21 protein-coding genes and 1 riboswitch are annotated in these 25206 nt (G+C 55.3%); of the genes, 8 read left to right on the forward strand and 13 right to left on the reverse strand.

Features of this window, described 5'->3' with window-relative positions:
- Positions 1–64: 64 nt before the first annotated feature.
- From C7386_RS11285 to C7386_RS11320, 8 genes are all read right to left on the reverse strand, one after another.
- Complete coding sequence (locus tag C7386_RS11285) at positions 65–676, reverse strand: ECF transporter S component (RefSeq protein WP_110436750.1); 612 nt, start codon at positions 674–676, stop codon at positions 65–67.
- A 90-nt stretch (positions 677–766) separates the two neighbouring features.
- Positions 767–898, reverse strand: a riboswitch (FMN riboswitch).
- Positions 899–1005: 107 nt separating this feature from the next.
- Positions 1006–1920 (reverse strand): ornithine carbamoyltransferase, encoded by a 915-nt coding sequence (gene argF / locus C7386_RS11290; RefSeq protein ID WP_116705575.1) that lies wholly within the window; start codon positions 1918–1920, stop codon positions 1006–1008.
- A 106-nt stretch (positions 1921–2026) separates the two neighbouring features.
- Positions 2027–3208, reverse strand: coding sequence for an aspartate aminotransferase family protein (locus C7386_RS11295; protein ID WP_116705576.1), 1182 nt, complete (start codon positions 3206–3208; stop codon positions 2027–2029).
- Between the two features lie 65 nt (positions 3209–3273).
- Positions 3274–4146 carry an acetylglutamate kinase gene (gene argB, locus C7386_RS11300; protein WP_116705577.1) on the reverse strand — a complete coding sequence of 291 codons (873 nt, stop codon included), beginning with the start codon at positions 4144–4146 and terminating at the stop codon, positions 3274–3276.
- 43 nt (positions 4147–4189) lie between these two features.
- Complete coding sequence (gene argJ / locus C7386_RS11305; RefSeq protein ID WP_110436746.1) at positions 4190–5398, reverse strand: bifunctional glutamate N-acetyltransferase/amino-acid acetyltransferase ArgJ; 1209 nt, start codon at positions 5396–5398, stop codon at positions 4190–4192.
- A gap of 21 nt (positions 5399–5419) precedes the next feature.
- Positions 5420–6340 carry an N-acetyl-gamma-glutamyl-phosphate reductase gene (gene argC, locus C7386_RS11310; protein ID WP_110436745.1) on the reverse strand — a complete coding sequence of 307 codons (921 nt, stop codon included), beginning with the start codon at positions 6338–6340 and terminating at the stop codon, positions 5420–5422.
- The gene (gene argH, locus C7386_RS11315; protein ID WP_110436744.1) at positions 6330–7724 is read right to left on the reverse strand and encodes an argininosuccinate lyase; all 1395 of its coding nucleotides are present in this window, start codon (positions 7722–7724) and stop codon (positions 6330–6332) included. The genes argC and argH overlap by 11 nt, the downstream gene beginning before the upstream one ends.
- 70 nt (positions 7725–7794) lie before the next feature.
- Complete coding sequence (locus C7386_RS11320) at positions 7795–9048, reverse strand: argininosuccinate synthase (protein WP_110436743.1); 1254 nt, start codon at positions 9046–9048, stop codon at positions 7795–7797.
- 252 nt (positions 9049–9300) lie between these two features.
- On the opposite strand from C7386_RS11320, the gene C7386_RS11325 reads away from it, so the two are divergent.
- Positions 9301–10743 (forward strand): nicotinate phosphoribosyltransferase, encoded by a 1443-nt coding sequence (locus tag C7386_RS11325; protein WP_110436742.1) that lies wholly within the window; start codon positions 9301–9303, stop codon positions 10741–10743.
- 274 nt (positions 10744–11017) lie between these two features.
- Complete coding sequence (locus C7386_RS11330) at positions 11018–12226, forward strand: MFS transporter (RefSeq protein WP_110436741.1); 1209 nt, start codon at positions 11018–11020, stop codon at positions 12224–12226.
- Between the two features lie 47 nt (positions 12227–12273).
- On the opposite strand, the gene C7386_RS11335 is transcribed toward C7386_RS11330, so the two are convergent.
- Positions 12274–13260, reverse strand: coding sequence for an alpha/beta fold hydrolase (locus tag C7386_RS11335; RefSeq protein WP_110436740.1), 987 nt, complete (start codon positions 13258–13260; stop codon positions 12274–12276).
- A gap of 254 nt (positions 13261–13514) precedes the next feature.
- Between C7386_RS11335 and C7386_RS11340 the strand changes: the two genes are divergently transcribed.
- The 3 genes from C7386_RS11340 (at position 13515) to ftsH (ending at position 16312) form a co-directional block, all read left to right on the forward strand.
- Positions 13515–13856 (forward strand): phenylpyruvate tautomerase MIF-related protein, encoded by a 342-nt coding sequence (locus tag C7386_RS11340; RefSeq protein ID WP_110436739.1) that lies wholly within the window; start codon positions 13515–13517, stop codon positions 13854–13856.
- Between the two features lie 165 nt (positions 13857–14021).
- Entirely contained in the window at positions 14022–14477 is a 456-nt protein-coding gene (locus C7386_RS11345; RefSeq protein ID WP_110436738.1) for a MarR family winged helix-turn-helix transcriptional regulator, read from the forward strand.
- Positions 14474–16312 carry an ATP-dependent zinc metalloprotease FtsH gene (gene ftsH / locus C7386_RS11350; RefSeq protein WP_110436737.1) on the forward strand — a complete coding sequence of 613 codons (1839 nt, stop codon included), beginning with the start codon at positions 14474–14476 and terminating at the stop codon, positions 16310–16312. Before C7386_RS11345 ends, ftsH begins: the two co-directional genes overlap by 4 nt.
- Positions 16313–16362: 50 nt before the next feature.
- Here the strand turns inward: ftsH and C7386_RS11355 are convergent, their stop codons facing one another.
- Both C7386_RS11355 and C7386_RS11360 read right to left on the reverse strand, forming a co-directional pair.
- Positions 16363–16980 carry an HAD family hydrolase gene (locus C7386_RS11355; protein ID WP_110436736.1) on the reverse strand — a complete coding sequence of 206 codons (618 nt, stop codon included), beginning with the start codon at positions 16978–16980 and terminating at the stop codon, positions 16363–16365.
- On the reverse strand, positions 16977–17951 hold the full coding sequence (locus tag C7386_RS11360) for an ROK family transcriptional regulator (RefSeq protein ID WP_110436735.1): 975 nt from the start codon (positions 17949–17951) through the stop codon (positions 16977–16979). The genes C7386_RS11355 and C7386_RS11360 overlap by 4 nt, the downstream gene beginning before the upstream one ends.
- 185 nt (positions 17952–18136) lie before the next feature.
- On the opposite strand from C7386_RS11360, the gene C7386_RS11365 reads away from it, so the two are divergent.
- On the forward strand, positions 18137–18469 hold the full coding sequence (locus tag C7386_RS11365; RefSeq protein WP_110436734.1) for a hypothetical protein: 333 nt from the start codon (positions 18137–18139) through the stop codon (positions 18467–18469).
- 261 nt (positions 18470–18730) lie between these two features.
- Here C7386_RS11365 and C7386_RS11370 read toward each other — a convergent pair whose 3' ends face one another.
- Positions 18731–19528 carry a hypothetical protein gene (locus tag C7386_RS11370; protein WP_110436733.1) on the reverse strand — a complete coding sequence of 266 codons (798 nt, stop codon included), beginning with the start codon at positions 19526–19528 and terminating at the stop codon, positions 18731–18733.
- A gap of 76 nt (positions 19529–19604) precedes the next feature.
- Positions 19605–20288, reverse strand: a complete 684-nt coding sequence (gene rpe, locus C7386_RS11375) for a ribulose-phosphate 3-epimerase (RefSeq protein WP_110436732.1) — start codon at positions 20286–20288, stop codon at positions 19605–19607.
- Positions 20289–20733: 445 nt separating this feature from the next.
- Between rpe and C7386_RS11380 the strand changes: the two genes are divergently transcribed.
- Positions 20734–24465, forward strand: coding sequence for a phosphoribosylformylglycinamidine synthase (locus C7386_RS11380; protein WP_207655875.1), 3732 nt, complete (start codon positions 20734–20736; stop codon positions 24463–24465).
- Positions 24466–24673: 208 nt separating this feature from the next.
- A complete protein-coding gene (locus tag C7386_RS11385; protein ID WP_110436731.1) occupies positions 24674–25090 on the forward strand; it encodes an acyl-CoA thioesterase in 417 nt (138 codons plus the stop codon).
- Positions 25091–25206 lie beyond the last annotated feature (116 nt).

Raw genomic sequence — 25206 nt, forward strand, 5'->3', positions numbered from 1 at the left:
ACTGTTTCCGATTATTGAACAAAAAAGTGCTCTCCGTTTGATGGAGAGCACCTTCGCTTTTCACTTATCCGACACGCTGTCTGGAGTGGTGCAGTTCGATCTGCTTGGACTTGATGAACACGCTCAGCTTCTTGTAGGCGAGCATGGTAATCGCAGTCAGGATTGCGCCTTTGATGAGATTGAACGGCAGAACGCCAAGCAGCAGATAGCCCTGCATGCCGGTCACATACGGGTTGATAGCATTGCACGCATCAAAGATAGCCTGCAACGGCATAACCTGCGAATAAAACGGAATGATAAGGAAATAGTTGGTCAGCATGCCGACACAGGCCATAGCGACCGATCCGGCTGCACAGCCGAGGACAGCCATCTTGCGGCTCTTGTGTCCGCGGTACAGCAACACGGCGATAACAACGAGCGTGGAAAGCATCAGGAAATCTGCGACCTCACCGGAGCCGCCGGTCTGGGTCTGGGTCAGATGAATAATGTCCTTGATGCCGATCATTGTAATCGCCGGAGCGATGCCGAAGATAAACGCGCCGATGAGCACGACCGCGCCGGACAGATCCACCTTGAGAAACGGCGGCATGAACGGAATCGGAAACTCAAAGTACATCAGTACGGTTGCGATAGCCGCAAAAATTGCGGTGTAGGTGATTTTGCTGGTTTTTGTCATTGCTGTTTTTTCTCCCTTTCAGGAGTCCTGTTCCATAAATAAAACAAGCCCCCGGATTGCTCCAGAGGCATACAGACGTAGCGATAGGTACATCTGTTTCTCTCATCCGGACTATAACCGTCGGTTGGGATTCTAACCCATCATGCCTTGCGGCTCGCAGACTATCAGACTCGAAGCCTGTATACTGCCGGTGGAGACTTTCACTCCGCCCTGAAACAGAACTGATTTATTATACTGCTATTATAGTCTCCGGTAAGGGATTTGTCAACACTTCAGCAAGAAAAACATAAAGCCGCCTTTCCTTGCGAAAAGCGGCTTTTTATCAGAAATCAGTCTTCCTTGCTGCCCATCAGAGTAACCATAACGGCCTTCTGTGCGTGCAGGCGGTTTTCTGCTTCATCGAAAATTTCGTTTGCGTGCTCCTCGAACACCTTGGTGGTGATCTCCTGCTCACGGTAGGCAGGCAGGCAGTGCTGCACCATGCAGCCCGGCTTTGCAGCAGCCAGCAGCTCATCATTGACCTGATAGCCCTGGAATGCCTTCATGCGGACTTCCTTCTCGGCTTCCTGACCCATGGACGCCCATGTATCAGTGATAACAACGTCTGCGTTCTCAGCAGCCTTCATCGGGTCATCAGTGATGAAGAAGTTCGGGTTCGGCTCTGCGAATGCCATAACCTCAGCGTCCGGACGGTAGTCCGCCGGCGTTGCGATGGAAACCTTCATGCCGGTCTTGAGGCCGCCGACGATCAGCGAGTTTGCCATGTTGTTGCCGTCGCCAATGTAGCACATCTTGAGCCCCTCAAGAACGGCAAACTTCTCACGGATGGTCATGAGGTCTGCCAGAACCTGACACGGATGGCAGAAGTCAGTCAGACCGTTGATGATCGGAATAGAGCCGTAGTTTGCCAGATCCTCTACTTCCTTCTGCTCGTAGGTGCGGATCATAATGCCGTCCAGATAACGGCTCAGCACACGGGCCGTGTCCTGTACCGGCTCGCCGCGGCCGATCTGAAGGTCGCGATTGGACAGGAACAGTGCCTGACCGCCCAGCTGATACATGCCGGTCTCGAAAGAAACACGGGTACGGGTGGAGGACTTCTGGAAGATCATGCCAAGGCTCTTACCTTCCAGATGACGATGGGAAATGTTGTGCTTTTTCTCATACTTGAGCTGATCCGCCAGATCGAGCAGACCGATGATCTCTTCAGTGGAGCAGTCAAGCAGCTTCAGTAAATGCTTCATTGTAAAAAACCCCTTTTAATAGAGTGAAGATTGAGGAGTGGAGAGTGGAGATTTTCTGCGGAGTGAACCTTCTCTTCACTCTTAACTCTCCACTCTTCACTCTCTCTTAAAAGACTTTTGCCATGATGGAAAGCGCTTCATCCATTTCTTCCTTGGAAATGGTGAGCGGCGGAAGCAGACGAACGGCATTTTTGCCGGCGGTGATCGCCAGAACGCCGTTTTCGATCAGCTTATTGGCAAACACGGAGTGCTTTCCTTCCTCAACGATGATGCCGAGCATGAGACCCATGCCGCGCACGCCCTTGATATTCGGCGAGCCAAGAGACAGGATGCCGTTGCGCAGGTACTCGCCCTTTTCGCGTACTTTCATCAGAAACTGGCCGTCACCGACCGTATCGAGCACGACGTTTGCTGCGGAGCAGACAATCGGCGTACCGCCGAAGGTGGTCGCGTGCGTGCCCGGCGTCAGGACGTTGCAGCAGGTATCCGCCGCCATGACAGCGCCGATCGGCATGCCGCCGCCAAGACCCTTTGCCATAGTGACAACGTCCGGCTTGATGTCGTACTGCTGGAAGGCAAACAGGCTGCCGGTACGGCCGATACCAGTCTGCACCTCGTCGATGATGAGCAGCATATCCTTCTCGCGGCAGAGCTTCTCTACCTCCTTGACGAACTCGCGGTCAAGCGGCAGGACACCGCCCTCACCCTGGATCAGCTCCATCATGATGGCACAAGTCATATCGTCCGCCTTTGCGCGTACCGACTTGATGTCGTTGGCAACCGCGTAATCAAAGCCCTCGGTAAACGGGAAGAAATAGTTGTGGAAACGCTCCTGACCGGTGGCCTTCAGCGTGGTTACGGTACGACCATGGAAGGAGTTGATGAGCGTCAGCACCTTGTAGCGGCCCTCGCCGTACTTGTCGAACGAATACTTACGAGCCAGCTTGATGGCACCCTCGTTTGCCTCAGCGCCCGAGTTGGCAAAGAATACCTTGCCGCCCAGATGCGTCTTTTCTACCAGCTTCTTGGCAACCTGAACCATCGGTTCGGTGGTGAACAGGTTGGAAACATGCATCAGCTTGTGCGCCTGCTTGTCGATTGCGTCAATGATCGCCGGATTGGCATAACCCAGACAGTTTACACCGATGCCGGAAGCAAGATCGATGTACTTCTTGCCCTCAACGTCCCACAGAGTCGCACCCTCGCCGTGGTCCAGCGCAATCGGAAACCGGCCGTAGGTATTCATTACATATTTGTTTTCTTCGCTTTTTAATTCATTGTAAGTCATAGGGTATCACCTTTTACCGGAGATACGGAGCGAATCATTCTCCATTCTCCATTTTCAATTCTCAATTACTGAAACATAGTGCCTGCGCCGACCTTGGAGAGCAGCTCGATCAGGATCGAATGCTTTACACGACCGTCCAGAATGGTAGCACGCTCAACGCCCTTTCGGACTGCCTCAACGCAGCAGTCTACCTTCGGGATCATGCCGCCCTTGATCACGCCGTCACGCACCAGCTTGGGCACCTCGGACACCTTCAGGCGGTGAATGACACTGTCCGGGTCGTCGACATCCAGCATCAGGCCGCGCACGTCGGTCAGCAGGATCAGCTTCTTTGCGCCGAGTGCGACTGCCAGCTTGCTGGCTGCGGTGTCGGCGTTGATATTGTAGTTGGTTTCATCGTCGATGCCCTGTGCAACGGTCGAAACGACCGGGATGTATCCCTGCTGCAGCACATCGATGACCGGAGCCGGGTCAACGTCCATGATATCACCGACGTAGCCGTAATCCGTGCCGGCACGGTCGGTCAGGCGCTTTGCCTGAAACAGACCGCCGTCCATGCCGCCAAGGCCGATGCCGCGTCCGCCTGCCTTCTCGAGCAGGGTTACAAGATCCTTGTTGACCTTGCCGCACAGCACCATCTGGACAATATCCATGGTTTCACGGTCGGTGTAGCGCAGACCGTTGACGAACTTGCTCTCCTTGCCGATCTTTCCCAGCATTTCGTTGATCTCCGGGCCGCCGCCGTGTACGATAACGACCTTGACACCGACCAGATTGAGCAGCACCAGATCGTGGATAACGGCATCCTTGAGTTCTTCGTTGATCATCGCGTTGCCGCCGTATTTTACGACAACAGTCTGACCGTAATATTCCTGAATGTACGGAAGCGCTTCGACCAGAATATTGGCGCGCAGCTCCGCATCAAGTTGAGTATCCATACTAATTCGTTCCTTTATCGGGAGTTTTCTTCGTTTTTAAGAATCAAGTTCTGTAATCACCGTTGATTTTAACGTAGTCGTAAGTAAGATCGCAACCCCATGCAGTAGCGCTGTCCTCGCCCTCATTTACGTCAACTGCAATGGTAACCTCGCTCTCGGAGAGCACCTTCTTCGCCAGTTCTTCATCAAAATCCAAAGCCGCACCCTTGTCGCAGACTGCTACGCTGCCTGCTGCGGACTCGAACGCCACAGAAACGTACTCCGGACGGAACGGTGCCTTGGAGTAGCCCATTGCACACAGTACACGACCCCAGTTTGCATCTGCACCGAACATCGCCGCCTTGACAAGGTTGGAGCCGACAACGGCCTTGGCCAGTCGCTCAGCTGCCTCCTCGGAGCGGGAGTTCTTAACGGTGCAGGTAACCAGCTTGGTTGCGCCTTCGCCGTCTGCAGCAATCTGGCGTGCCAGACGGGTGTTCACCTCGTTCAGCGCCTTGCAGAACGCCTGATATTCCTCGTCCTGCCACTCGATGAGCGTGTTGCCGGCCATGCCGTTTGCGAGCACGATGCACATATCGTTGGTGGAGGTGTCGCCGTCAACCGTTACGCGGTTGTAGGTCTTCTTGACGTTCTCCTGCAGGGCGTCGGTCAGCATTTCGTGCGTGATAGCGCAGTCGGTCGTGATGAAGGACAGCATGGTGCCCATGTTCGGATGAATCATGCCGCTGCCCTTGCAGATGCCGCCGATGCGGCAGGTCTTGCCGCCGATGGTAAACTCGACAGCCGCCGTCTTGGGCTTGGTGTCGGTGGTCATGATGGCACGGTTGGCCTTTTCGGAGGCATTGTCCTCCAGTTTAAGCTCCGGAAGGTGCTCCTCGATGCACTCGATGTTCAGGCGCTGGCCGATAACACCGGTGGATGCAACGGCAACGTCGGTTTCCGCAACGCCGAGCAGTTGAGCAGCTGCCTTTGCCATGCGGCGGGCGTTCTCCATGCCGTCCGGTGCGCAGGCGTTCGCGTTGCCTGCATTAGCAACGATAGCGCGTGCTACGCCGTCCTCGAGGTGCTCCATGGTAACGTACAGCGGAGCCGCCTTAACGCGATTCATCGTGTAAGTGGCAGCCGCGGTGCATTCGCATTCGCTGAAAATGATCGCGGTATCATCATTGGTTCGGCTTTCCTTGACGCCGCAGCGCACGCTGCCCGCCTTGAAGCCCTTTGCGGCACAAACGCCGCCTTCGATAATCTTCATAACTGTTTCCTCCTGCTGAAATCAGAGGTTTAAGCCGGTCGTTTCATCCAGACCGAGCATGATATTCATATTCTGCACGGCAGCGCCCGAAGCGCCCTTGCCGAGATTGTCAAACAGCGCGGTGACGATCGTTTGCTCCTCGTGGCCGCAGACAATGAGCTTTAAGCTGTCGTGACCGGCCAGCGTGTTGGCGTAGATCATCGGCTCTTCCCCGCCGAACGGCGCCACAGTGACAAGCTGCTGACCCTCATAGTGCTTGGCAAGCGTTCCATGCACAAGGTGTGCGTCTACGCCCGGGAGCATAACGGTAGTCGCCATGCCCTTGTAGAAGTCGCCGACAATCGGAACGAACACCGGCGCCTGCGTCAGACCGCAGATGTAGCCCATCTCCGGCAGGTGCTTATGATGCAGGTTCAGGCCGTAAATGCGCTCAGAATCGTGCCGCGGATCGCGGTTCTCGTCCTGATACTCCGCGATCATCTTCTTGCCGCCGCCGGAGTAACCGGTCAGTGAAGCACAGGTAAGCGCGGTGTCCTCGGCAATGATACCGTTTGCTACCAGCGGGTAAACCGAGGAAATAAATCCGCTCGCGTGGCAGCCCGGATTAGCCACACGCTTAGAGTTCTTGATGGCTTCGCGGTGCGCCTTGGAAAGCTCGGCAAAGCCGTAGTCCCAATCCGGGTCGGTGCGGTGCGCGGTCGATGCGTCAATAACACGGGTCGTGTCGTTCTCGATGAGCGAAACGGCCTCGCGTGCCGCCGCATCCGGCAGGCACAGAAACGCAATGTCGGCTGCATTGAGGAACTTGCGGCGCTCCTCGATGTCCTTGCGCTTGTCCTCGTCGATGAGCAGCAGCTCGATATCGTCGCGGCCGCCGAGACGCTCATAAATCTGCAGACCGGTCGTGCCTTCCTTGCCGTCGATGTAAATTTTAGGCTTCATCGTCCTCAACCTCCGCGATGAACTTATCGATCTTGTCGATCTGGCGGGTTACCTCCTGCGGAGCCGGGCCGCCGATGACCTTACGCTCGGCAACACAGGTACGCAGGTCGAGTGCATCGTATACATCGTCGCCGAACTTGTTGGAAATTGCTGCAAAGTCACGCATGGTCATGGTCTCAAGGGTCTCATCGGCCTTGATGCACTGGTTGACCAGACGGCCCACCGTCTTGTACGCATCGCGGAACGGAACGCCCTTCTTGGTCAGGTAATCGGCGCAGTCGGTCGCGTTGATGAAGCCGCGCGAAGCTGCCTTTCGCATATTGTCGCGGCGCAGCGTCATGGTGGAGAACATCGGCGTGAATACCTCGAGGCACTGCTTTACGGTGTCGATAGCGCCGAATACAGCCTCCTTGTCCTCCTGCATATCCTTGTTGTAGGCCAGCGGCAGACCCTTGAGTACGGTCAGCATGGTCGTTAGCGCGCCGTAAACGCGGCCGGTCTTGCCGCGGATGAGCTCGCAGACATCCGGGTTCTTCTTCTGCGGCATGATGGACGAGCCGGTGGAGTATGCGTCGTCCAGCTCAACGAACTTGAACTCCCAGGAGCACCACGAAATAATTTCCTCGGACAGGCGGGACAGGTGCATCATCAGGATGGACAGCGCGGAGAGCAGCTCCACGCAGTAGTCACGGTCGGATACGCCGTCGAGCGAGTTGTCGGTCAGGCGGGCAAAGCCAAGCTGCTCACGAACGAAGTCACGGTCGATAGGATATGTAGTCGAAGCCAGTGCGCCCGAGCCGAGCGGCATTTCGTCCATGCGCTCGTAGCAGTCCTGCAGGCGGGATACGTCGCGCTTGAGCATGTTGGCATACGCCATCATATAATGTGCAAAGGTCGTCGGCTGTGCACGCTGCAGATGGGTGTAGCCCGGCATAACCGCATCGAGATTCTCACGGCTCTTTACAGTCAGCGCCTTCATAAAGCCAAGGATCAGCTTGATGATCTCCTTGATCTCCTTCTTGACGTACAGACGCATATCGAGTGCAACCTGATCGTTTCTCGAACGGCCGGTGTGCAGACGCTTGCCGGTGTCACCGATGCGCTCGGTCAGCAGCTGCTCGACATTCATATGAATGTCCTCGTAATCGAGTGAGAACTCAACCTTGCCGTCCTCAATATCCTTGAGAATGCCCTTCAAACCTTCGACGATCTTTTCGGCCTCATGCTCCTCGATGATGCCCTGCTTGCCCAGCATGGTAGCGTGCGCGATAGATCCGGTGATATCTTCCTTATATAAACGGCAGTCAAACAGGATGGAAGAGTTGAAATCGTTTACCACCAGATCGGTTTCCTTCTGGAAACGTCCTGCCCATAATTTTGCCATATTTATGTTACCTCACAAAACACTCATAGGGCGGCACACAACGGGCGTGCCGCCCTACGATTTCTTTTACTTACTTTTCAACAGACGGGAAATGCTCACCGGTCTTCTTGTACAGGATCTGATCGTTCAGGGCACGAACCTTGAGCGGCAGGCCGAACAGGTTGATGAAGCCTGCGGAATCTGCCTGATCGTAGCAGTCATCCTCGTTGAAGGTTGCCATATCCTCGGAGTACAGGCTGTACGGAGAGGTTACGGAAGCCGGGATGATGTTGCCCTTGTACAGCTTCAGCTTAACATCGCCGGTAACGGTTTCCTGGGTGGAGTCAACAAATGCAGAGAGCGCCTTGCGAAGCGGCGTGTACCACTGGCCATTGTAAACCAGCTCGCCGAACTTGAGAGCAACCTGATTCTTGTAGTGCGAGGTTTCCTTGTCGAGGGTGATCTCCTCCAGCTTTGCATGTGCTGCATACAGGACCGCACCGCCCGGAGTCTCATAAACACCGCGGCTCTTCATGCCGACCAGACGGTTCTCAACGATATCGAGGATACCGATGCCATTCTCGCCGCCCAGCTTGTTCAGCTTCTCGATCAGGGCAACGGACTCGAGCTTCTCGCCGTCAACTGCGGTCGGAACGCCCTTCTCGAAGTGGATGGTAACATAGGTCGGCTTGTCCGGAGCCATTTCCGGGGAAACGCCCAGCTCGAGGAAACCCGGCTTGTTGATCGGTGCTTCGTTGGACGGCAGCTCGAGGTCCAGGCCCTCATGGCTGAGGTGCCACAGGTTCTTATCCTTGGAGTAGTTGGTCTCCTTGTTGATCTTCAGCGGAATGTTGTGTGCTTCCGCATACTCGATCTCCTTCTCACGGCTGTTCAGCTCCCAGAAACGCCACGGAGCGATAATATCCATCTGCGGTGCAAATGCGTGAATAGCCAGCTCGAAACGAACCTGATCGTTGCCCTTGCCGGTGCAGCCGTGGCAGATTGCGTCAGCGCCTTCCTTCAGCGCGATATCAACAATACGCTTTGCGATGATCGGACGAGCGAACGAGGTACCCAGCAGATACTGCTCGTAGGTTGCGCCCGCCTTCATGGTCGGGATGATGTAGTCATCAACGAAGTCCTTGGTCAAGTCCTCGATGTACAGCTTGGACGCGCCGGTCTTAAGCGCCTTCTCCTCCAGGCCGTCCAACTCGGTGCCCTGACCGACATTGCCGGAAACCGCGATGACTTCGCAGCCATAATGCTCCTTCAGCCACGGGATGAGTACCGAAGTATCCAGACCGCCGGAATATGCCAGAACAACTTTGTTATATTTCTTTTCCATGTTTTTCGACCTCGCATTCTGCGTTTTTTTCGATGGTCTTATTATACTACCGCCATACTCATTTGGCAAGCAAAATTTATAATTATTTTCTCGATTGTATATTTATGCATACTATGAATTTAGATTTGATAAATAATGCTTGCACTTTCTGTAAAAACGTACTATTATATTATAAATGCACTGTGTCAAGACAGATTGCACGGAATGAATAAAAGCGCACAAAAAATGGTGCGCAAAGGGGCGTTTTTCGCAATGACCGAAAGAAATTTAACCATGCTCACTGACTTTTACGAGTTTACGATGGCGAACGGATACTTCGAAAAGGGTATCGGCAACCGCCGCGCATACTTCGATATGTTCTTCCGCCGCGTACCGGACGGCGGCGGATATGCCATCATGGCAGGCGTGGAACAGCTGATTGAATACTTCAACAACCTGCATTTTTCCGAGGAGGATATTGCATATCTTCGCAGCCGCAAGTGCTTCTCGGAGTCCTTCCTCAATTATCTGCGCGATTTTGAGTTTGAATGCGACGTATGGGCCGTACCCGAGGGTACGCCGGTATTTCCCGGCGAGCCTCTCGTAACGGTGGCCGGTCCGATGATCCAGGCACAATTTGTCGAAACCATGATCCTGCTGACCATCAACCACCAGACCCTGATCGCCACCAAGGCGAACCGCATCACGCGTGCGGCAGAGGGCCGTACTGTGCTCGAGTTCGGCTCCCGCCGTGCACAGGGCTACGACGGCGCTATCCTCGGTGCCCGCGCTGCCTACATCGGCGGCTGTCAGGGTACCGCCTGCGTTCTGTCCGACCGTGACTACAAGATTCCGGCCGGCGGCACGATGGCGCACTCCTGGGTGCAGATGTTTGACAGCGAGTACGAAGCCTTCAAGGCTTATGCGGATATTTATCCGGATAACTGCGTATTTCTGGTTGACACTTATAATGTACTCAAGTCCGGTGTGCCGAACGCAATCCGCGTTGCCAAGGAACTGGAAGCGGAAAAGGGCATCCGCGCACGCGGCATCCGTCTGGATTCCGGCGATATCGCTTACCTTTCTATCGAGGCCCGCAAAATGCTCGATGCCGCCGGCTTTGAGGACATGCAGATCATGGCGTCCAACTCGCTCGATGAGTATCTGGTACGCGACCTGCTCGTGCAGGGTGCCCGCGTAGACTCGTTCGGCATCGGCGAGCGGCTCATCACCTCCAAGTCCGAGCCGGTATTCGGCGGCGTATACAAGCTGGCTGCCGTTGAGGACGAAAACGGCGAGATCATCCCGAAGATCAAAGTTTCCGAGAACGTCGAGAAGATCACCACGCCGCACTTCAAGCAGGTGTACCGCCTGTTCGACAACAAGACCGGCAAGGCACTTGGCGACGTGCTCACCGTACACGACGAGCAGATCGACGCTTCCCTGCCGTATGTGCTGTTCCATCCGGTCTACACCTGGAAACAGCGTATCGTTACCGATTATACGGTTCGTCCGCTGCGCGTACAGCTGTTCAAGCACGGCAAATGCGTTTACAACAGCCCGGATGTTGAGGACATCCGCAAGTACTGCATCCGTGAGGTTGATACTCTGTGGGATCAGATCAAGCGTTTCGAGAATCCGCAGACCTACTTCGTGGATCTCTCCAAAAAGCTGTGGAGCTGCAAGAACGAGCTTCTTGAAGCCTGCCGCATCTAACAAGCAAATTTGCAGACAGCGAACCGCAACGGTTCGCTGTTTCTTTGCGCCATCATCGCAAGATTGTATAAAAGCTGTGCAGCACCCCTGCACAGAATTTCACTACTCCAGCCTGTTTCAGCAGTTTTTCGCAGAGATACGCTATCTTTTCACAAACACAAATCGCAAGAATTTAGTAGCACATCGCACCGCAGGAGATTATACTAATAATCACTAATAATCGCGGTCAAAAAAAGAAAACCGCATATTCCACACAAATTGAAGGGACACATCAATGAAAGCATTTTTATCTTCCCTGAGCCGCAGCAAACGCTATGTTGTCGCGGAACTGTTTCTTGTTTATTTCGCACAGGGACTGAGTTCCATCATGCTCGGCTCCGTGCTGCCGGATTTACGCGCGGCCTACGCGCTGGATTACCAGATCGGCGGCACGCTGCTGTCCGCACAGTCAATCGGCTATCTCGGCATCGGCCTGCTGTCCGGTCTGGCTGCCATCAAATGGGGACTCAAACGCGCATACCTCATCCTGTATTATGTATTCGCGGTCGGCTTTGTCATGCTGCTGACCAACGGCTCACCGGTCTGGCTGCTGGCGGCCATGTTCCTGACCGGCATTTCCAAGGGCGCTATCACGGATTACAACAACCGCGTAATGAGTGAATACGCGAACGGCAGCGCGACCCCGCTCAACATGATGCACGCGGCGTATGCATTTGGTGCGTGTGTGGCGCCGCTGGCCGTACTCGCCTGCCATAAGCTGGGCGGTGACAACGGCTGGCGTCTTGCGCTCGAGATTTCCATTGTGCTGCTGACGGCTTCGTTTATCTTCGGCCTGTTTATGAAGATGGATGACGATAAATCCACGAAAACCGAGCAGAAATCCGCAACCGATTACGGCTTTTTCCGCGAAAAGCTGTTCTGGCTGTGCACAGCGCTCTGCTTTTTCTACGAGGCTGTTGAGGCTTCCATGATGGGCTGGCTGACCAGCTTTTACATTGATTCCGGCGTGCTCGCCGCAGACGCTGCGCAGATCATCACTTCCCTGCTGTGGGTTTCGCTGCTGATCGGCCGCTTCTCGTGCAGCGTGATCGCTGCGAAGTTCCGTCCGTGGCAGATGATCACGGTCATGTGCTTCGGCGTGGCGGCGTTCCTCGTGCTGCTCGTCACCGGAACCACGCTGCCGATTCTCGCCGTTGCGACGATTGGTCTGGGGCTGTGCATGTCCGGCATGTACGGCACAACGGTGGCCAATGCCGGAGATTTGTTCTCGCGCTATCCGGCATCCATGGGCATTTATGTTACGCTTAACGGCTTCGGCGCGGCTATGGCTCCGGCTGCGATCGGCATCGCTGCCAACCGCACGGGTATCCGCTGGGGTTTTGCTACCCTGCTGATCGCAGGCGTGCTGCTCGTTGTCTCGGCAGTGCTCAATGCACGGTATTTCAAGGGCAGACAGCATAGCAAGGCGGTTTCCCGCGCCTAAAAAGCACAAAAAAACCTCTCTCAAGCGTTTTGAGAGAGGTTTTATTTTTATTCCGCTGCCGTTTCCGGCTCCTGCTCGACAGCCTGCCTTGCAGTTCTTGCGGCAAGGTGTGTCTCCAGCCAACGGGAAATATCTCCGAAGGTTTCAAGTCTGTCAAGCTCGTTGAGCACCTCGTGGCGCGCATCCTTATAAAAGATGACCTCGATATTCTTCACACCGTTGCCGCGATACAGATTGACCGTACGGCGCACACCCTCACCGTACCGCCCGACCGGGTCCTTATCACCCGAGATGAACAGCAGCGGCAGGTCCTTTGGTGTTTTTCGGAAGGTCACCGGATTGTTCGCCTTGGTGATGAGTGTAAACAGGTCGCGGAATCCGGTCGCGGTAAACACGAAATTGCACTTTTCATCCGACTGATAGAGCGACACGACCGCCTCATCACGGCTGAGCCAGTCAAACACAGTTTTCGGCTGCTTGATTTTCCTGTTGAAGCCCTTGAACACCAGATTGGACAGCAGTCCGCTGCGATAGGTGATGCCGCGCGAGCGCGCTACCGAATCCGCAAGATGTACGATGCTGCCGGAGGCAGCGATCGGGCCGACTGTTCCGATAAGAATGCAGCCGGACAGCTTCTCTCCGTAATCGAGCAGGTACAGCCGTGCGATCAGCGAACCCATCGAGTGCCCGAGCAGGAAATACGGCAGGTCGGGATAGCGGCGCTGCATCAGGTCGGTCAGGTGCTTGACATCCTCAACAAGATACTTCCAACCGTCGCGGGCGGCAAAAAAACCGAGATCCGCCGTGCGTGAGACCGATGCTCCGTGTCCGATATGATCGTTTCCGCAGACAATGAAGCCCAGTCCGCAGAGATATTTTGCAAATGCGGTATAGCGCGAAAAATACTCGCACATGCCGTGAGACAGCTGTACGATACCGCGCACCTCTACTCCTTCGGGAACAAGAATATAATAGGTGACATTGGAAACACCATTGGCACTTTTGTAAATATTTTGCGTACACTTGATATTCATATGCAACACCCGATCATGGACTGTACTTCTTCACTGTTAATACTATACCACAAATCCACTTATTGTGCACCTGTTTTTGATAAAGTTCACAGTTCATTTAAAAATACACTGTCAAAAACTGCTGATTTTAAAACGCCTTTCCCAACTGCAAATTATGCAGGATTACGATATTGCAAACAGCGGCCGATATGCTACAATAAAATAAACCACGGGCAATCAGTACTGCCCAATCCAAAAGAAAGAAGGATATACCCATGCCGTATATTGCTGTTACCACTTCCAAGGCCCTGTCCGACGAGCAGAAGGACGAGCTGAAGAAGACCATCGGCCAGAAGATTTCCCTGATTCCAGGCAAGACCGAGGCTGCTCTGATGGTTGACATCTCCGATAACCACACCATGTACTTTGCAGGCGAGAAGCGCAAGCTGGCGTACGTTGATGTTCGCTGCTACGGTTCGACCGAGTTTGAGAACAAGAAGGCGCTGACCGAGGCACTGTTTGATGCTGTCGAGCTGCACACCGGTCTGCACGATGACAGCATTTACCTGACGTACACCGAGTTCTCCAACTGGGGCACCCGCGGTACCATGAAGTAAACTGCAGAAAGACGCTGAGAGGGTTCTCGGCGTCTTTTTAGGTTTCGGATGGAGAATTGCGAATGTCTGAATTTTCAGAATGTTCACATTTGAGCGATTGACGTTCGCCCGCTTTCGGTCTATTATAGTTTACAAGTAAACCGTTTGCCGAAAGGAGGACACCGCATGTCCGGCTCTCCCCACGATTTTGCCGCCGATGCGTTCCACGCGGGTCAGCTGTACCGCAGCTGCTTTCGTGAGCTGACCGAAAGCTGCGGCTTTACGCCAAATGAGATGTTCGTGCTGCTGTTTCTGTACCGCAACGCGCCCGAGCAGGACACCGCAACTGTCATTGCACAGGCGTGGAACGTTTCCAAGCCGCTGGTGACGCGCAGCGTAGACGGACTGCAGAGGCGCGGTCTGCTCTACTGCGTGCGCGACGAGAACGACCGCCGCCTGGTGCACCTGCACCTGTCTGATGAAGGACACGCTGCCGCCAAAGAGCTCCATCACCGCTGCGAAACCTTTGCGCTGACACTGCAGCAGGGTATCTCCGAGCAGGAAATGCAAACTCTGTGCAGTGTGATGCAGAAAATGCAGCGAAACCTCAACGATTTACTCGAAAGGACGAAACTCACATGAATAACAACCCCAAAGGGGCGAAAAATCCCAAAAAACCGCTGATCTTCTATTATGCTGTCATGCTGCTCGTGCTTATGATGCTCAACTGGCTGCTGTTTCCGAGCTTGCTACAGCGACAGGTGACCGAGGTCGGCTACGACGAGTTCATCTCCATGGTGGACAAGGGTCAGGTCGAGACCATCGCCTACGACAAGCAGGATCAGGAAATTACCTTCGAGGCCAAGAACGACAAGGGCAAGGACGCACTCTACAAGACTGGCATCTTCCCGGATGACGAGCTGGTCGGCCGTCTGCTGGGGGCCAATGTCAAGTTTGCCGCCGAGATTCCAACCCAGACCTCTCCCCTGCTGAGCATGCTCATCAGCTACGTTGTTCCAATTGTGCTCATTATCGCGGTCGGTCAATGGCTGCAGAAAAAGATGATGAAGAACATGGGCGGCAACATGATGAGCTTCGGCAAATCCAACGCCAAGATTTACGCCGAGACCGAGACCGGCAAGACCTTTGCCGATGTCGCCGGTCAGGATGAAGCCAAGGAGGCCCTCACTGAGATCGTGGACTTCCTGCACAACCCGAACAAGTATGCCTCCATCGGCGCCAAGCTGCCCAAGGGCGCGCTGCTGGTCGGCCCTCCGGGCACCGGCAAGACCTTGCTGGCGAAGGCCGTTGCCGGTGAAGCGCATGTGCCGTTCTTCTCCATCTCCGGCTCGGAGTTCGTCGAAATGTTCGTCGGCATGGGCGCGGCCAAGGTGCGCGATCTGTTCAAGCAAGCCAGCGAAAAAGCACCGTGCATCGTGTTCATTGACGAGATTGATACCATCGGTAAAAAGCGCGACGGCGCAGGCATGGGCGGCAACGATGAGCGCGAGCAGACGCTCAACCAGTTGCTGACCGAGATGGACGGCTTTGACGGCACCAAAGGCGTCGTTATTCTGGCGGCGACCAACCGTCCAGAGTCGCTTGACCCGGCTCTGCTGCGTCCGGGCCGTTTTGATCGCCGCATTCCAGTGCAGCTGCCCGATCTGCAGGGTCGTATCGCAATTTTGAAGGTGCACGCTAAGGATGTTCATATGTCCGGCAATATCGACTTTAACTCGATTGCCCGTGCAACTTCGGGTGCTTCCGGTGCTGACCTCGCCAACATTATCAACGAGGCGGCTCTGCGTGCCGTTCGTCTTGGACGCAACAGTGTCATTCAGGCCGATCTGGATGAGAGCGTCGAGACCGTCATTGCCGGTGCGCAGCGCAAGAACGCCGTGCTCAGCGCCAAGGAGAAGGAGATTGTTGCGTACCACGAGATCGGTCACGCACTGGTGGCTGCCAAGCAGACCGACTCCGCGCCTGTCACCAAGATTACCATTGTGCCGCGCACCTCGGGTGCACTCGGCTACACCATGCAGGTGGATGAGGGCGAGCACAATCTGATGAGCAAGGATGAACTGCTGAACAAGGTGGCAACGCTCACCGGCGGCCGTGCAGCCGAGGAGTTGATTTTCGGCTCGATTACGACAGGTGCATCTAATGACATCGAGCAGGCCACCAAGCTGACACGCTCGATGATCACGCGCTACGGCATGAGCCGCAAGTTCGATATGGTTGCGCTCGAGACCGTGACGAATCAGTATTTGTCGGGTGATACCGCGCTCGCCTGCTCGGCGGAGACCGCGGCGAAGATTGACGAGGAAGTGATTGCCACCGTCAAGACCGCGCATGAGAAGGCCATCGGCATCCTGCAGAATAATATGGATGCCCTGCACCGGCTCGCGCATTTCCTGCTGGAGAAGGAAACCATCACCGGCGAGGAATTTATGGATTTGCTGCATAAGAGCGAATAAGAGAAAGCCTCTCTCGTTGCGAGAGAGGCTTTCTCAATTCTCAATTATTTTCACCGTAATGTTAAAATCTCTGCCGGATGCTCAAACCTGAGGTCGGACGTTAGTTTCTCCGCCTCGGAGCACCCCCACAGTGCGAGGACGCTCTTGACGCCGGCGCTCTTGGCGCACTGCATATCGTACTCGCTGTCGCCGATATAGACGGCGTCCTCGGGTTTACAACCGAACCGACGCAGACACTCGAGCAGAGCGTCCGGCGCAGGCTTAGGATGCTCAACATCATCCGCGCAGATAATCTCATCAAACCATGGCGTGAAACCAATCGGCTTGATGCCTTGCTCAAGCTGCAGGCGCGTGCGCGAGGTAACAATACCGCACTGACATCCGCCGTTCCGCAGTTCGGCTATCACCTCGGGGATGCCGTCGTACATCGGGATTTCGTCCAGCCGGTCATACGCCAGCGCTTCCCAGCGAGCCATGATCGGCTCGACCTGCTCGGCTGGAATGCTTAATTTCGCCAATGCGCGTCTGCCCGGCATACCGAAGGAGAAAATCAGCTGCTCGTAGGTGAACTCATAGCCAAACTCGGCAAGTGCGGTGCGCATCGCCCACTGGTCTACCTTTGAGGAGTCGATCAGCGTGCCGTCAATGTCAAAAATAAAGTATTTCATGTGGTTTCCTCCATCTTTTTCGCCAAGGTAAATAACCCTCGGGTGTAGTCCTGCTCGAAGGACCGGGACAGCTCTATCACCGGCATGGCCTGCTCCGGCAGCGCCTGCGCACAGCTTACGCAGATTTGCGATGCCTTATCTGCCAGACGCGGGTCAGCGTACAGCACCACCCTGTCCGGATTGATGAGCGCCGCACAGCCGCAGATGACCTTGGTGAAATAGTCGCTTATATCCGCGCCTGCAAAGTGATTCTGCGCGTATTCGAGATTGTGTTCAATCGGCAGATAGTGTAATTCACCGGCAAAGCCTGCGGCACCGCCCCAGACCTTTCCGTCCAGCACGATACCTGCGCCTGCGCCCAGCTTGCCGATGTAAATACACACGACGGCTTTCGGTGTGGGCGTGTACTGCGCCGCGTAGCCTGCGGCCACGACCTGCATATCGCGAGCCGCCATACACGGCAGGCCGGTTTTATCACGAAGATACGCACTAAGGCTTACGCCCCGCAGCTCAGGGTAGCCAAAGCTCTCGGTGACGATGCCGTTATGCATCGTTCCGGCAAAGCCGAGTACCACCGCTGCAAGCCGCGGGTAACGCGCCCTAACACGCATCAGAAGCGTGTCGAGAAGTTCGCGCACATCGCCGGAGCAGGTCTGCTGTTCCTGTTCGAGCGGTGTGCCGTCGAGGTCGCACACAAACCAGTGCAGCGTGTCCTGCTCCAGCCGCAGACACAGGAACAGCCGGTACTGCGGGTTCAGCCGGTACTGCATGGCGCAGCGTCCACCAGTGGAAGCCGCCGTGCCGATTTCTTGCGCTTCTCCGCACTCGACCATCTCATCCACAATGCGGCTGACGGTCGGAAAGCTGAGATGTGTCAGCCGCGCAAGATCGTTCTTGCCGGCAGAGCCGTTCTGCATCGCCTGCCGGAGCAGAGCCGTGTTCTCCCGCTTGAGTTTGCCTGTGTCTGCCATGGCGCACCTCTTTTCAAAATACTTTTTAATAGTATGTTAATTTCTTAGGATTAGTATACCCTCTGTGAGTGGTTCTGTCAATGCTAAATTAGGAATTAACGTGAGGATTTATTGTCTGCACAGCATTGTTCTTTCCATTCCACCCATACTGTGGTATACTATTCGCAAAGGAAGGAGGAGACAAAATGTCCACTACAATTTCAATCTCGGTGATGTGCTCTGTGGGGAGCCTGACCTGCGGTATACTTTCACTTGTGTTGCCGTTCATTGCGCTGGCCAGACGAAAAAACGCGCTGCCATTTGCAGCGGTCAGTATGGGTTTGTGCTCACTGGCGTTGCTCGGACAGATTTTCGAGTACAATGTCCGCGTATATGCACAGGATTTCAGCGCCCTTCTGGATACATCGTTCGCTATTCGGTTCTGTGCAGTCGTACTGTTCCTGCTGGCGGCTGTTGTAAACGCGGGCGTGTGCATGTACCAGATGAAACGCAGTGTAAAGCAGCACCCGCAACATTAATTTACCATAGATAATGCACAATAAAACCAAAACCGCCTTTTCAGGCGGTTTTATTATTTTAACAAGGTCTTACAGCTGCCGGTTTGAGGCGGATTGACCTTGCAGGTCTGACAATATTTGAAATCCACTCCCTTTAGGTCTATGCAGATGAGTTACAGGCGATGTGCCAAGCCAACGTACCCTATGGTATACCTTTAATAATAAGATAGAATCATGTGAAGAAGGGTAAATCGCTACGTTATCTTCACTCTCCACTCTTAATTACTCCGTTGATTTCCGCTTCGGCAGATTGAAGTCAATCCCGGTGAGCATTTTCACAATCCACAGCAGGAGCAGCAGCACGAGCACCGGCAGCACGCACGAGGTAACGATCAGCACAGCGAGTGCCTCCATGACATTGCTGAGCAGTTTTTCAAACTTTTCCGTCACGCCGGAGACCGCATTCTGCACCGAGGACGTGATACCCGACCAGAAACCGCTCTTTTCGCTGTCCGAATCCGAGTCTGAACCCGCACTGGTATCGATAGCATCCGCTGCACTTTGCGCGTCCTCAATGGTCTGCGACAGCGAGGTTTCATAGGTGGCCTCGATCATGCGCGATACTGTGATGCCGCCCGGAACGACAAGCCAAACCGCCATGCCGAACAGCGCCAGCTTGAATGCGAGCTTCGCCAGAATCTCGCTGCTGCGGAACTGCCGGACGATGAGCAGCACGCACACTGCCGGTAAAATAAACCGAAAAACCGCGTATCCGGTAATGGTGAGCAGGTATTTCTCCAGCATAATGGCGCACAGTACGATCAGAAAGTCGGACGTGAGATCAGCCAGCTTTTCTGCGATGGCGCTGCCCGTGTCTCCCGGCAGAGCCGAAACAGCTGCAGATGCTGCCGTGGAAGCCGCAGTCAGCTTCATCACAGTCGCCTGCTTTTCGTTTAAATATTCAATGCTCGTCCGGTGCGTCTCCGGTGAAGACTGCCATCCCGAAATGCCGAAAAAGCAGCCAAGTCCGATCATCAACAGCAGCACACACGAAACGATTCGCTTTGTCAGTTCGTTCATTTTATCCCTCATCTCTATTAGAAAACCCCCAACGGTCAGACAGACTAACGATTGGGGGTTGTTCACACTTATATGATTACTTGCTCCAGGCTGCCTTGGCTGCGCCTTCCTTGAATACCTCGTGGAAGCCCTTGACATTCGCTGCAATGTCACCGCCGAACACGGCAGAACCTGCTACGATAACGTCTGCACCGGCGGCTACGATGTCGGCGGTATTGTTCAGCTTTGCACCGCCGTCAATCTCCAGCTCGCACTTATAGCCATTCTTCTGGATTTCCGTGCGGACAGCCTTGATTTTGTCCATGCACTCCGGGATAAAGCCCTGACCGCCAAAGCCCGGCTCAACGGTCATGATGAGCACCATATCGCAATACGGCAGCAGCGGGAACAGCACCTCAGCGGGGGTTTTCGGCTTGATAACGCAGGCTGCCTTGACACCGGCTGCGCGGATTTTCTTCAGCTGCTCGAGCGTATCACCGTTGGACTCGTAGTGTACGGTGATGATATCCGAGCCGGCCTTGATGAAGTCATCCAGATACTGGTCCGGGTCCGAGATCATCAGATGTACATCGAGCACCTTGTCGGTTGCCTTGCGCAGCGCCTTAACCACCGGAGCGCCGATGGTGATATTCGGCACGAAGTGACCGTCCATAACGTCAACGTGAACATATTCCGCACCGGCATCGGTGGCAATTTTAATATCGCGTGCAAGATTTGCAAAATCTGCGGACAGAATAGACGGTGAGAGCTTGATTTCCATGACAGTTCCTCCTGTAACCGCAGAGTATTCCGCGGCATAATTTGATACCAGACGCGCCTGTATGCTCAACCGGTTTGCACGGCGCCGTCTTTTTGAATACGAGGGCGGCATGCACGGTCGCCCTCCTCTTGACTTACATTATATCACACCTCTTTGGAAATTGAAAGGAAAGAGTGTGGAGTGGAGATAACATAACGTTTTCATCTTCTTCACACTGCTGCATCTTGTCACATCCTGCGGTTTCCATTTTTAATGAGCTATACCCAGAAGAAGGCTGCACCACACCGTCAATTACCGTTTGCTAATTCCTGATTACTAATTTGTTCTAACGGTATAGAAAACTTCTCCATCGAAATCAACAATATTTTGTCGCCCTCACCGATTGATTTATCTGCGTGAAAAAGGTAGAATAGAAGTATCATGCAATAAAGGAGCGAACACGATCATGAGCGTCAATCGTTGTTATTCCGAGAAAAAAAACGGCTTCGATGTCGAAGCACGCAGCCTGTTCTCCAGCCTGCACGACCTGTTGGAAATCAAAAACCTGACTCATGTGCGCTATCTCTGCCGCTACGACGCAGAGGGACTTGCACCTGAGACCTACGAGAAGGCAAAGGGCATCGTATTCTCCGAGCCTATGGCTGATGTGTGCTACGACGAGGACTTTCCCCGTCCGGAAGGCGCTCACACCATCCTTGCGGTAGAGCCGCTGCCCGGTCAGTTCGATCAGCGCGCCGATTCCTGCGAACAGTGCATCCAGCTGCTCACCGGCGGCGAACGCCCGACCGTTGCCGCTGCTAAAATCTACGTTCTGGAAGGCGAACTCACCGCTGAGGACATGGACAAGATTCGCGGCTACCTGATCAACCCCGTGGACACCCGCGAGGCTTCGATGGACAAGCCTGCTACCCTCAAGGTGGAATACGCTATCCCGACCAGCGTTGCGTCCGTTGTCGGCTTCACCCACATGGACGAGAGTGCGCTCTCTGACCTGCTGCACCACATGGGTCTTGCGATGGACCTTGACGACCTCAAGTTCCTGCAGACCTACTTCCGCGACACCGAGAAGCGCGACCCGACCATCACCGAAGTCCGCATGGTCGATACCTACTGGTCTGACCACTGCCGCCACACCACCTTCCTCACCCAGATCGACGATGTAAAGTTTGAGGACCAGATGGTGCAGGACGCATTTGACCGCTACATGGCTGCCCGTGTGGAGGTCTACGGCGAGGAAAAGGCTGCCAAGCGTCCGGTAACGCTGATGGACATGGGCACCATCGCCGCTAAGGTGCTCAAAAAGCGCGGCTACCTGAAGAATATCGACGAGTCCGAGGAGATCAACGCCTGCTCCATTAAGGTAAAGGCACTCGTGAACGGCCACTACGAGGACTGGCTGCTCATGTTCAAGAACGAGACCCATAACCACCCGACCGAGATCGAGCCGTTCGGCGGCGCGGCTACCTGCCTCGGCGGCGCCATCCGCGACCCGCTGTCTGGTCGCTCTTACGTTTATCAGGCGATGCGCGTGACCGGTGCGGGTGACCCGACCGTACCGCTGTCTGAGACCCTCGAACACAAGCTGCCGCAGCGCAAGCTGTGCCAGACTGCTGCTGCGGGCTACTCCTCCTATGGCAACCAGATTGGCCTTGCTACCGGTCTCGTACACGAGATTTACCATCCGGGCTATGTCGCAAAGCGCATGGAGATCGGCGCGGTAGTCGGCGCAGCTCCGCTGGAGAACGTCATCCGCGAGGTACCCGAGCCGGGCGACATCGTTATCCTGCTCGGCGGCAAGACCGGCCGCGACGGCTGCGGCGGCGCAACCGGCTCCTCCAAGAAGCACACCGAGGAATCCCTCGAAACCTGCGGCGCGGAAGTCCAGAAGGGCAATCCGCCGGAGGAGCGCAAGATTCAGCGTCTGTTCCGCGACGGCAACGTCACCCGCATGATCCGCCGCTGCAACGACTTCGGCGCGGGCGGTGTATCCGTTGCCATCGGCGAGCTGGCTGACGGTCTGGACATCGACCTGAACGCCGTACCGAAGAAGTACGACGGTCTGGACGGCACCGAGCTGGCTATCTCCGAGTCGCAGGAGCGCATGGCTGTCGTTGTCCGTGCAAAGGACGTAGACGCTTTTATTGCCGCAGCTGCCAAGGAGAATATCGAGGCTGTTGTTGTCGCAACCGTTACCGACAAGAACCGCCTGTGCATGACCTGGAACGGCGTCAAGATTGTCGATGTTTCCCGCGATTTCCTCAACACCAACGGCTGCTCTAAGCACGTTGACGCAGAGGTTGGCGCACTGCCGACTCCGTCCATCTCCTGCGCTCCGGCAGGCAATTCCGAGAAGGAAAAGCTGCTGAACCACGCCTCTACCCTCGGCATCTGCCTCGAGCGCGGTCTGGTTGAGCGTTTCGACGGCTCCATCGGCGCAAGCTCGGTATTCATGCCGTTCGGCGGCAAGTATCAGCTCACCCCGACGCAGGTCATGGCGGCCACCATGCCGGCGCTGAACGGTCAGTGCGAGACCGCGTCCGTTATGGCGTTCGGCTTTGACCCGTATTTCACCGAGCAGAACCCGTATCTCGGCGCTTCCTCTGCGGTTATTGAGTCGGTAGCCAAGCTGGTCGCAGCGGGCTGTGACTTTGAGACCGCTTACCTCACCTTCCAGGAGTATTTCGAGCGTCTCGGCAAGGACCCGAAGCGTTTCGGCAAACCGCTCTCCGCGCTGCTGGGCGCATACACCGCACAAGAGAACCTGTGTCTGGCAGCCATCGGCGGCAAGGACTCCATGTCCGGCTCGTTCGACGATATGGACGTACCTCCCACGCTGGTTTCCTTCGCAATCGCACCGCAGGACGCTTCCCGCCTCATCTCTCCTGAGTTCAAGGCGGCAGGTCATCCGGTTTACTTCTTCGATGCACCGTACAATCAGGACGGCACGCCGGATTACACCACGCTCAAGTTCATGTGGAACGAGGTTGCAAACCTGATCGCGTCCGGCAAGGCGGTATCCGCGTGGGCGCTGTCCACCGGCGGTATCGCTGAGGGCGTTTGCAAGATGGCGCTCGGCAACAAGGTTGGCTTTAAGATGGACGATTCCTTCCCGTCTGACGCGCTGTACCTCAAGAACTTCGGCGGCATCCTGATCGAAGCCGCATCCGAACTCCCGGCTTACTGGCTGGTCGGCTATACCACCGACGATGAGAAGATCACGGTTGCCGGCGAGTCCGTAACGCTCGACGAGCTGACGAGCGCCTTCGAGGGCAAGCTCGAGAGCGTGTTCCCGACCAAGGCAGCTGCTTCCGACGAGCATCTGACCAAGGTTTCCTTCACCGAGCGCAATGTATCCGCTCCGGCAGTCAAGAGCGCAAAGCCGCTGGCCGTTATCCCGGTGTTCCCGGGCACCAACTGCGAGTACGACACCGCCCGTGCGGTCGAGAATGCAGGCGGCGCGGCTGAGATTGTCGTTGTCCGCAACTTCTCCGCGGATGCCCTCCGTGAGAGCGCAGAGCAGCTCGAGAACTCTATCCGCAAGGCGCAGATGGTTATCCTGCCGGGCGGCTTCTCCGGCGGTGACGAGCCGGACGGCTCGGGCAAGTTCATCGCGTCCTTCCTGCGTGACGCAGGCATCAAGGATAGCATCCACGAGCTGTTGAACAAGCGCGACGGCCTGATGCTCGGCATCTGCAACGGCTTCCAGGCGCTCATTAAGCTGGGTCTGGTTCCCTACGGCGAAATCCGTGACGAGATGACCGGCGACGACCCGACCCTGACGTTCAACCTCATCGGCCGCCACCAGAGCCGCTACGCCACCACCCGCGTAGCCTCTGTGAAGAGCCCGTGGCTGTCCTCCTGCAACGTCGGTGACCTGCATTCCATCGCGTTCTCGCACGGTGAGGGTCGCTTCGTAGCGCCGCAGCACGTCATTGACGACCTGATTAAGAACGGTCAGGTGGCGTTCCAGTACACCGATCTGAACGGCGACCCGTCCATGGACATCGCGTGGAACCCGAACGGCTCCATGTGCGCCATCGAGGGTATCACCTCGCCGGACGGCCGTGTCCTCGGCAAGATGGGCCACACCGAACGTTACAGCCCGTTCGTCGGCAAGAATATCTACGGCGAAAAGTATCAGCCGCTGTTTGCAAACGGCGTGAAATACTTTAAGTAAAGCCTGTGCAGAAAGCGCCCTCGGAGAGGGCGCTTTCACTGTTCACGGATGCAATTATACTTAATTAGTAATTAGTAGTTAGTAATTAAGAGCGCTGCCGCGCCAGTTAAGAAGATAAGCACTGGTGCGGCAGCACCTTTAATTACTAATTCCCCATTACTAATTACTAATTAGCAGAACTGATTTCTAATTGAAAGAAGGTTTTTAGATGGTTCCCTACGACCACAAAGTCCAATACTACGAAACCGACGGCATGGGCATCGTCCACCACTCGAACTACATCCGCTGGTTCGAGGAGGCGCGCGTGGACCTGCTCGAGCAGCTCGGCTTTGGCTACGACCGCATTGAAGAGGCCGGTTACAGCGGTCCGGTGCTGGAGGTCTCCTGCCAGTACAAAACCATGTCGAAATTCGGCGAAACCGTGCGAATCGAAGCATCTATCACGCAGTACAACGGCGTGCGCATGACGCTGCACTACGATGTCTATGACAAGGCAACCGGCACGCTACGCTGTACCGGCGACAGCCGCCACTGCTTTATCAACGCCGAGGGCAAACCGGCTATCCTCAAGCGCTGCTGGCCGGAGTTTGACGCGGCACTGGCTGCAAATACTGTCAAAGAATAAAAAAACCGTCATCTCTGCATTTGAACTGCACCCCATTTGTTAGACAGTATGGTATACTATCTAACAAGTGGGGTGTTTTGCTATGCCAAAAGGAGTACCAAACAAACGATATACGC

The organism is Agathobaculum butyriciproducens, assembly GCA_003096535.1.
Lineage (GTDB): Bacteria > Bacillota > Clostridia > Oscillospirales > Butyricicoccaceae > Agathobaculum > Agathobaculum butyriciproducens.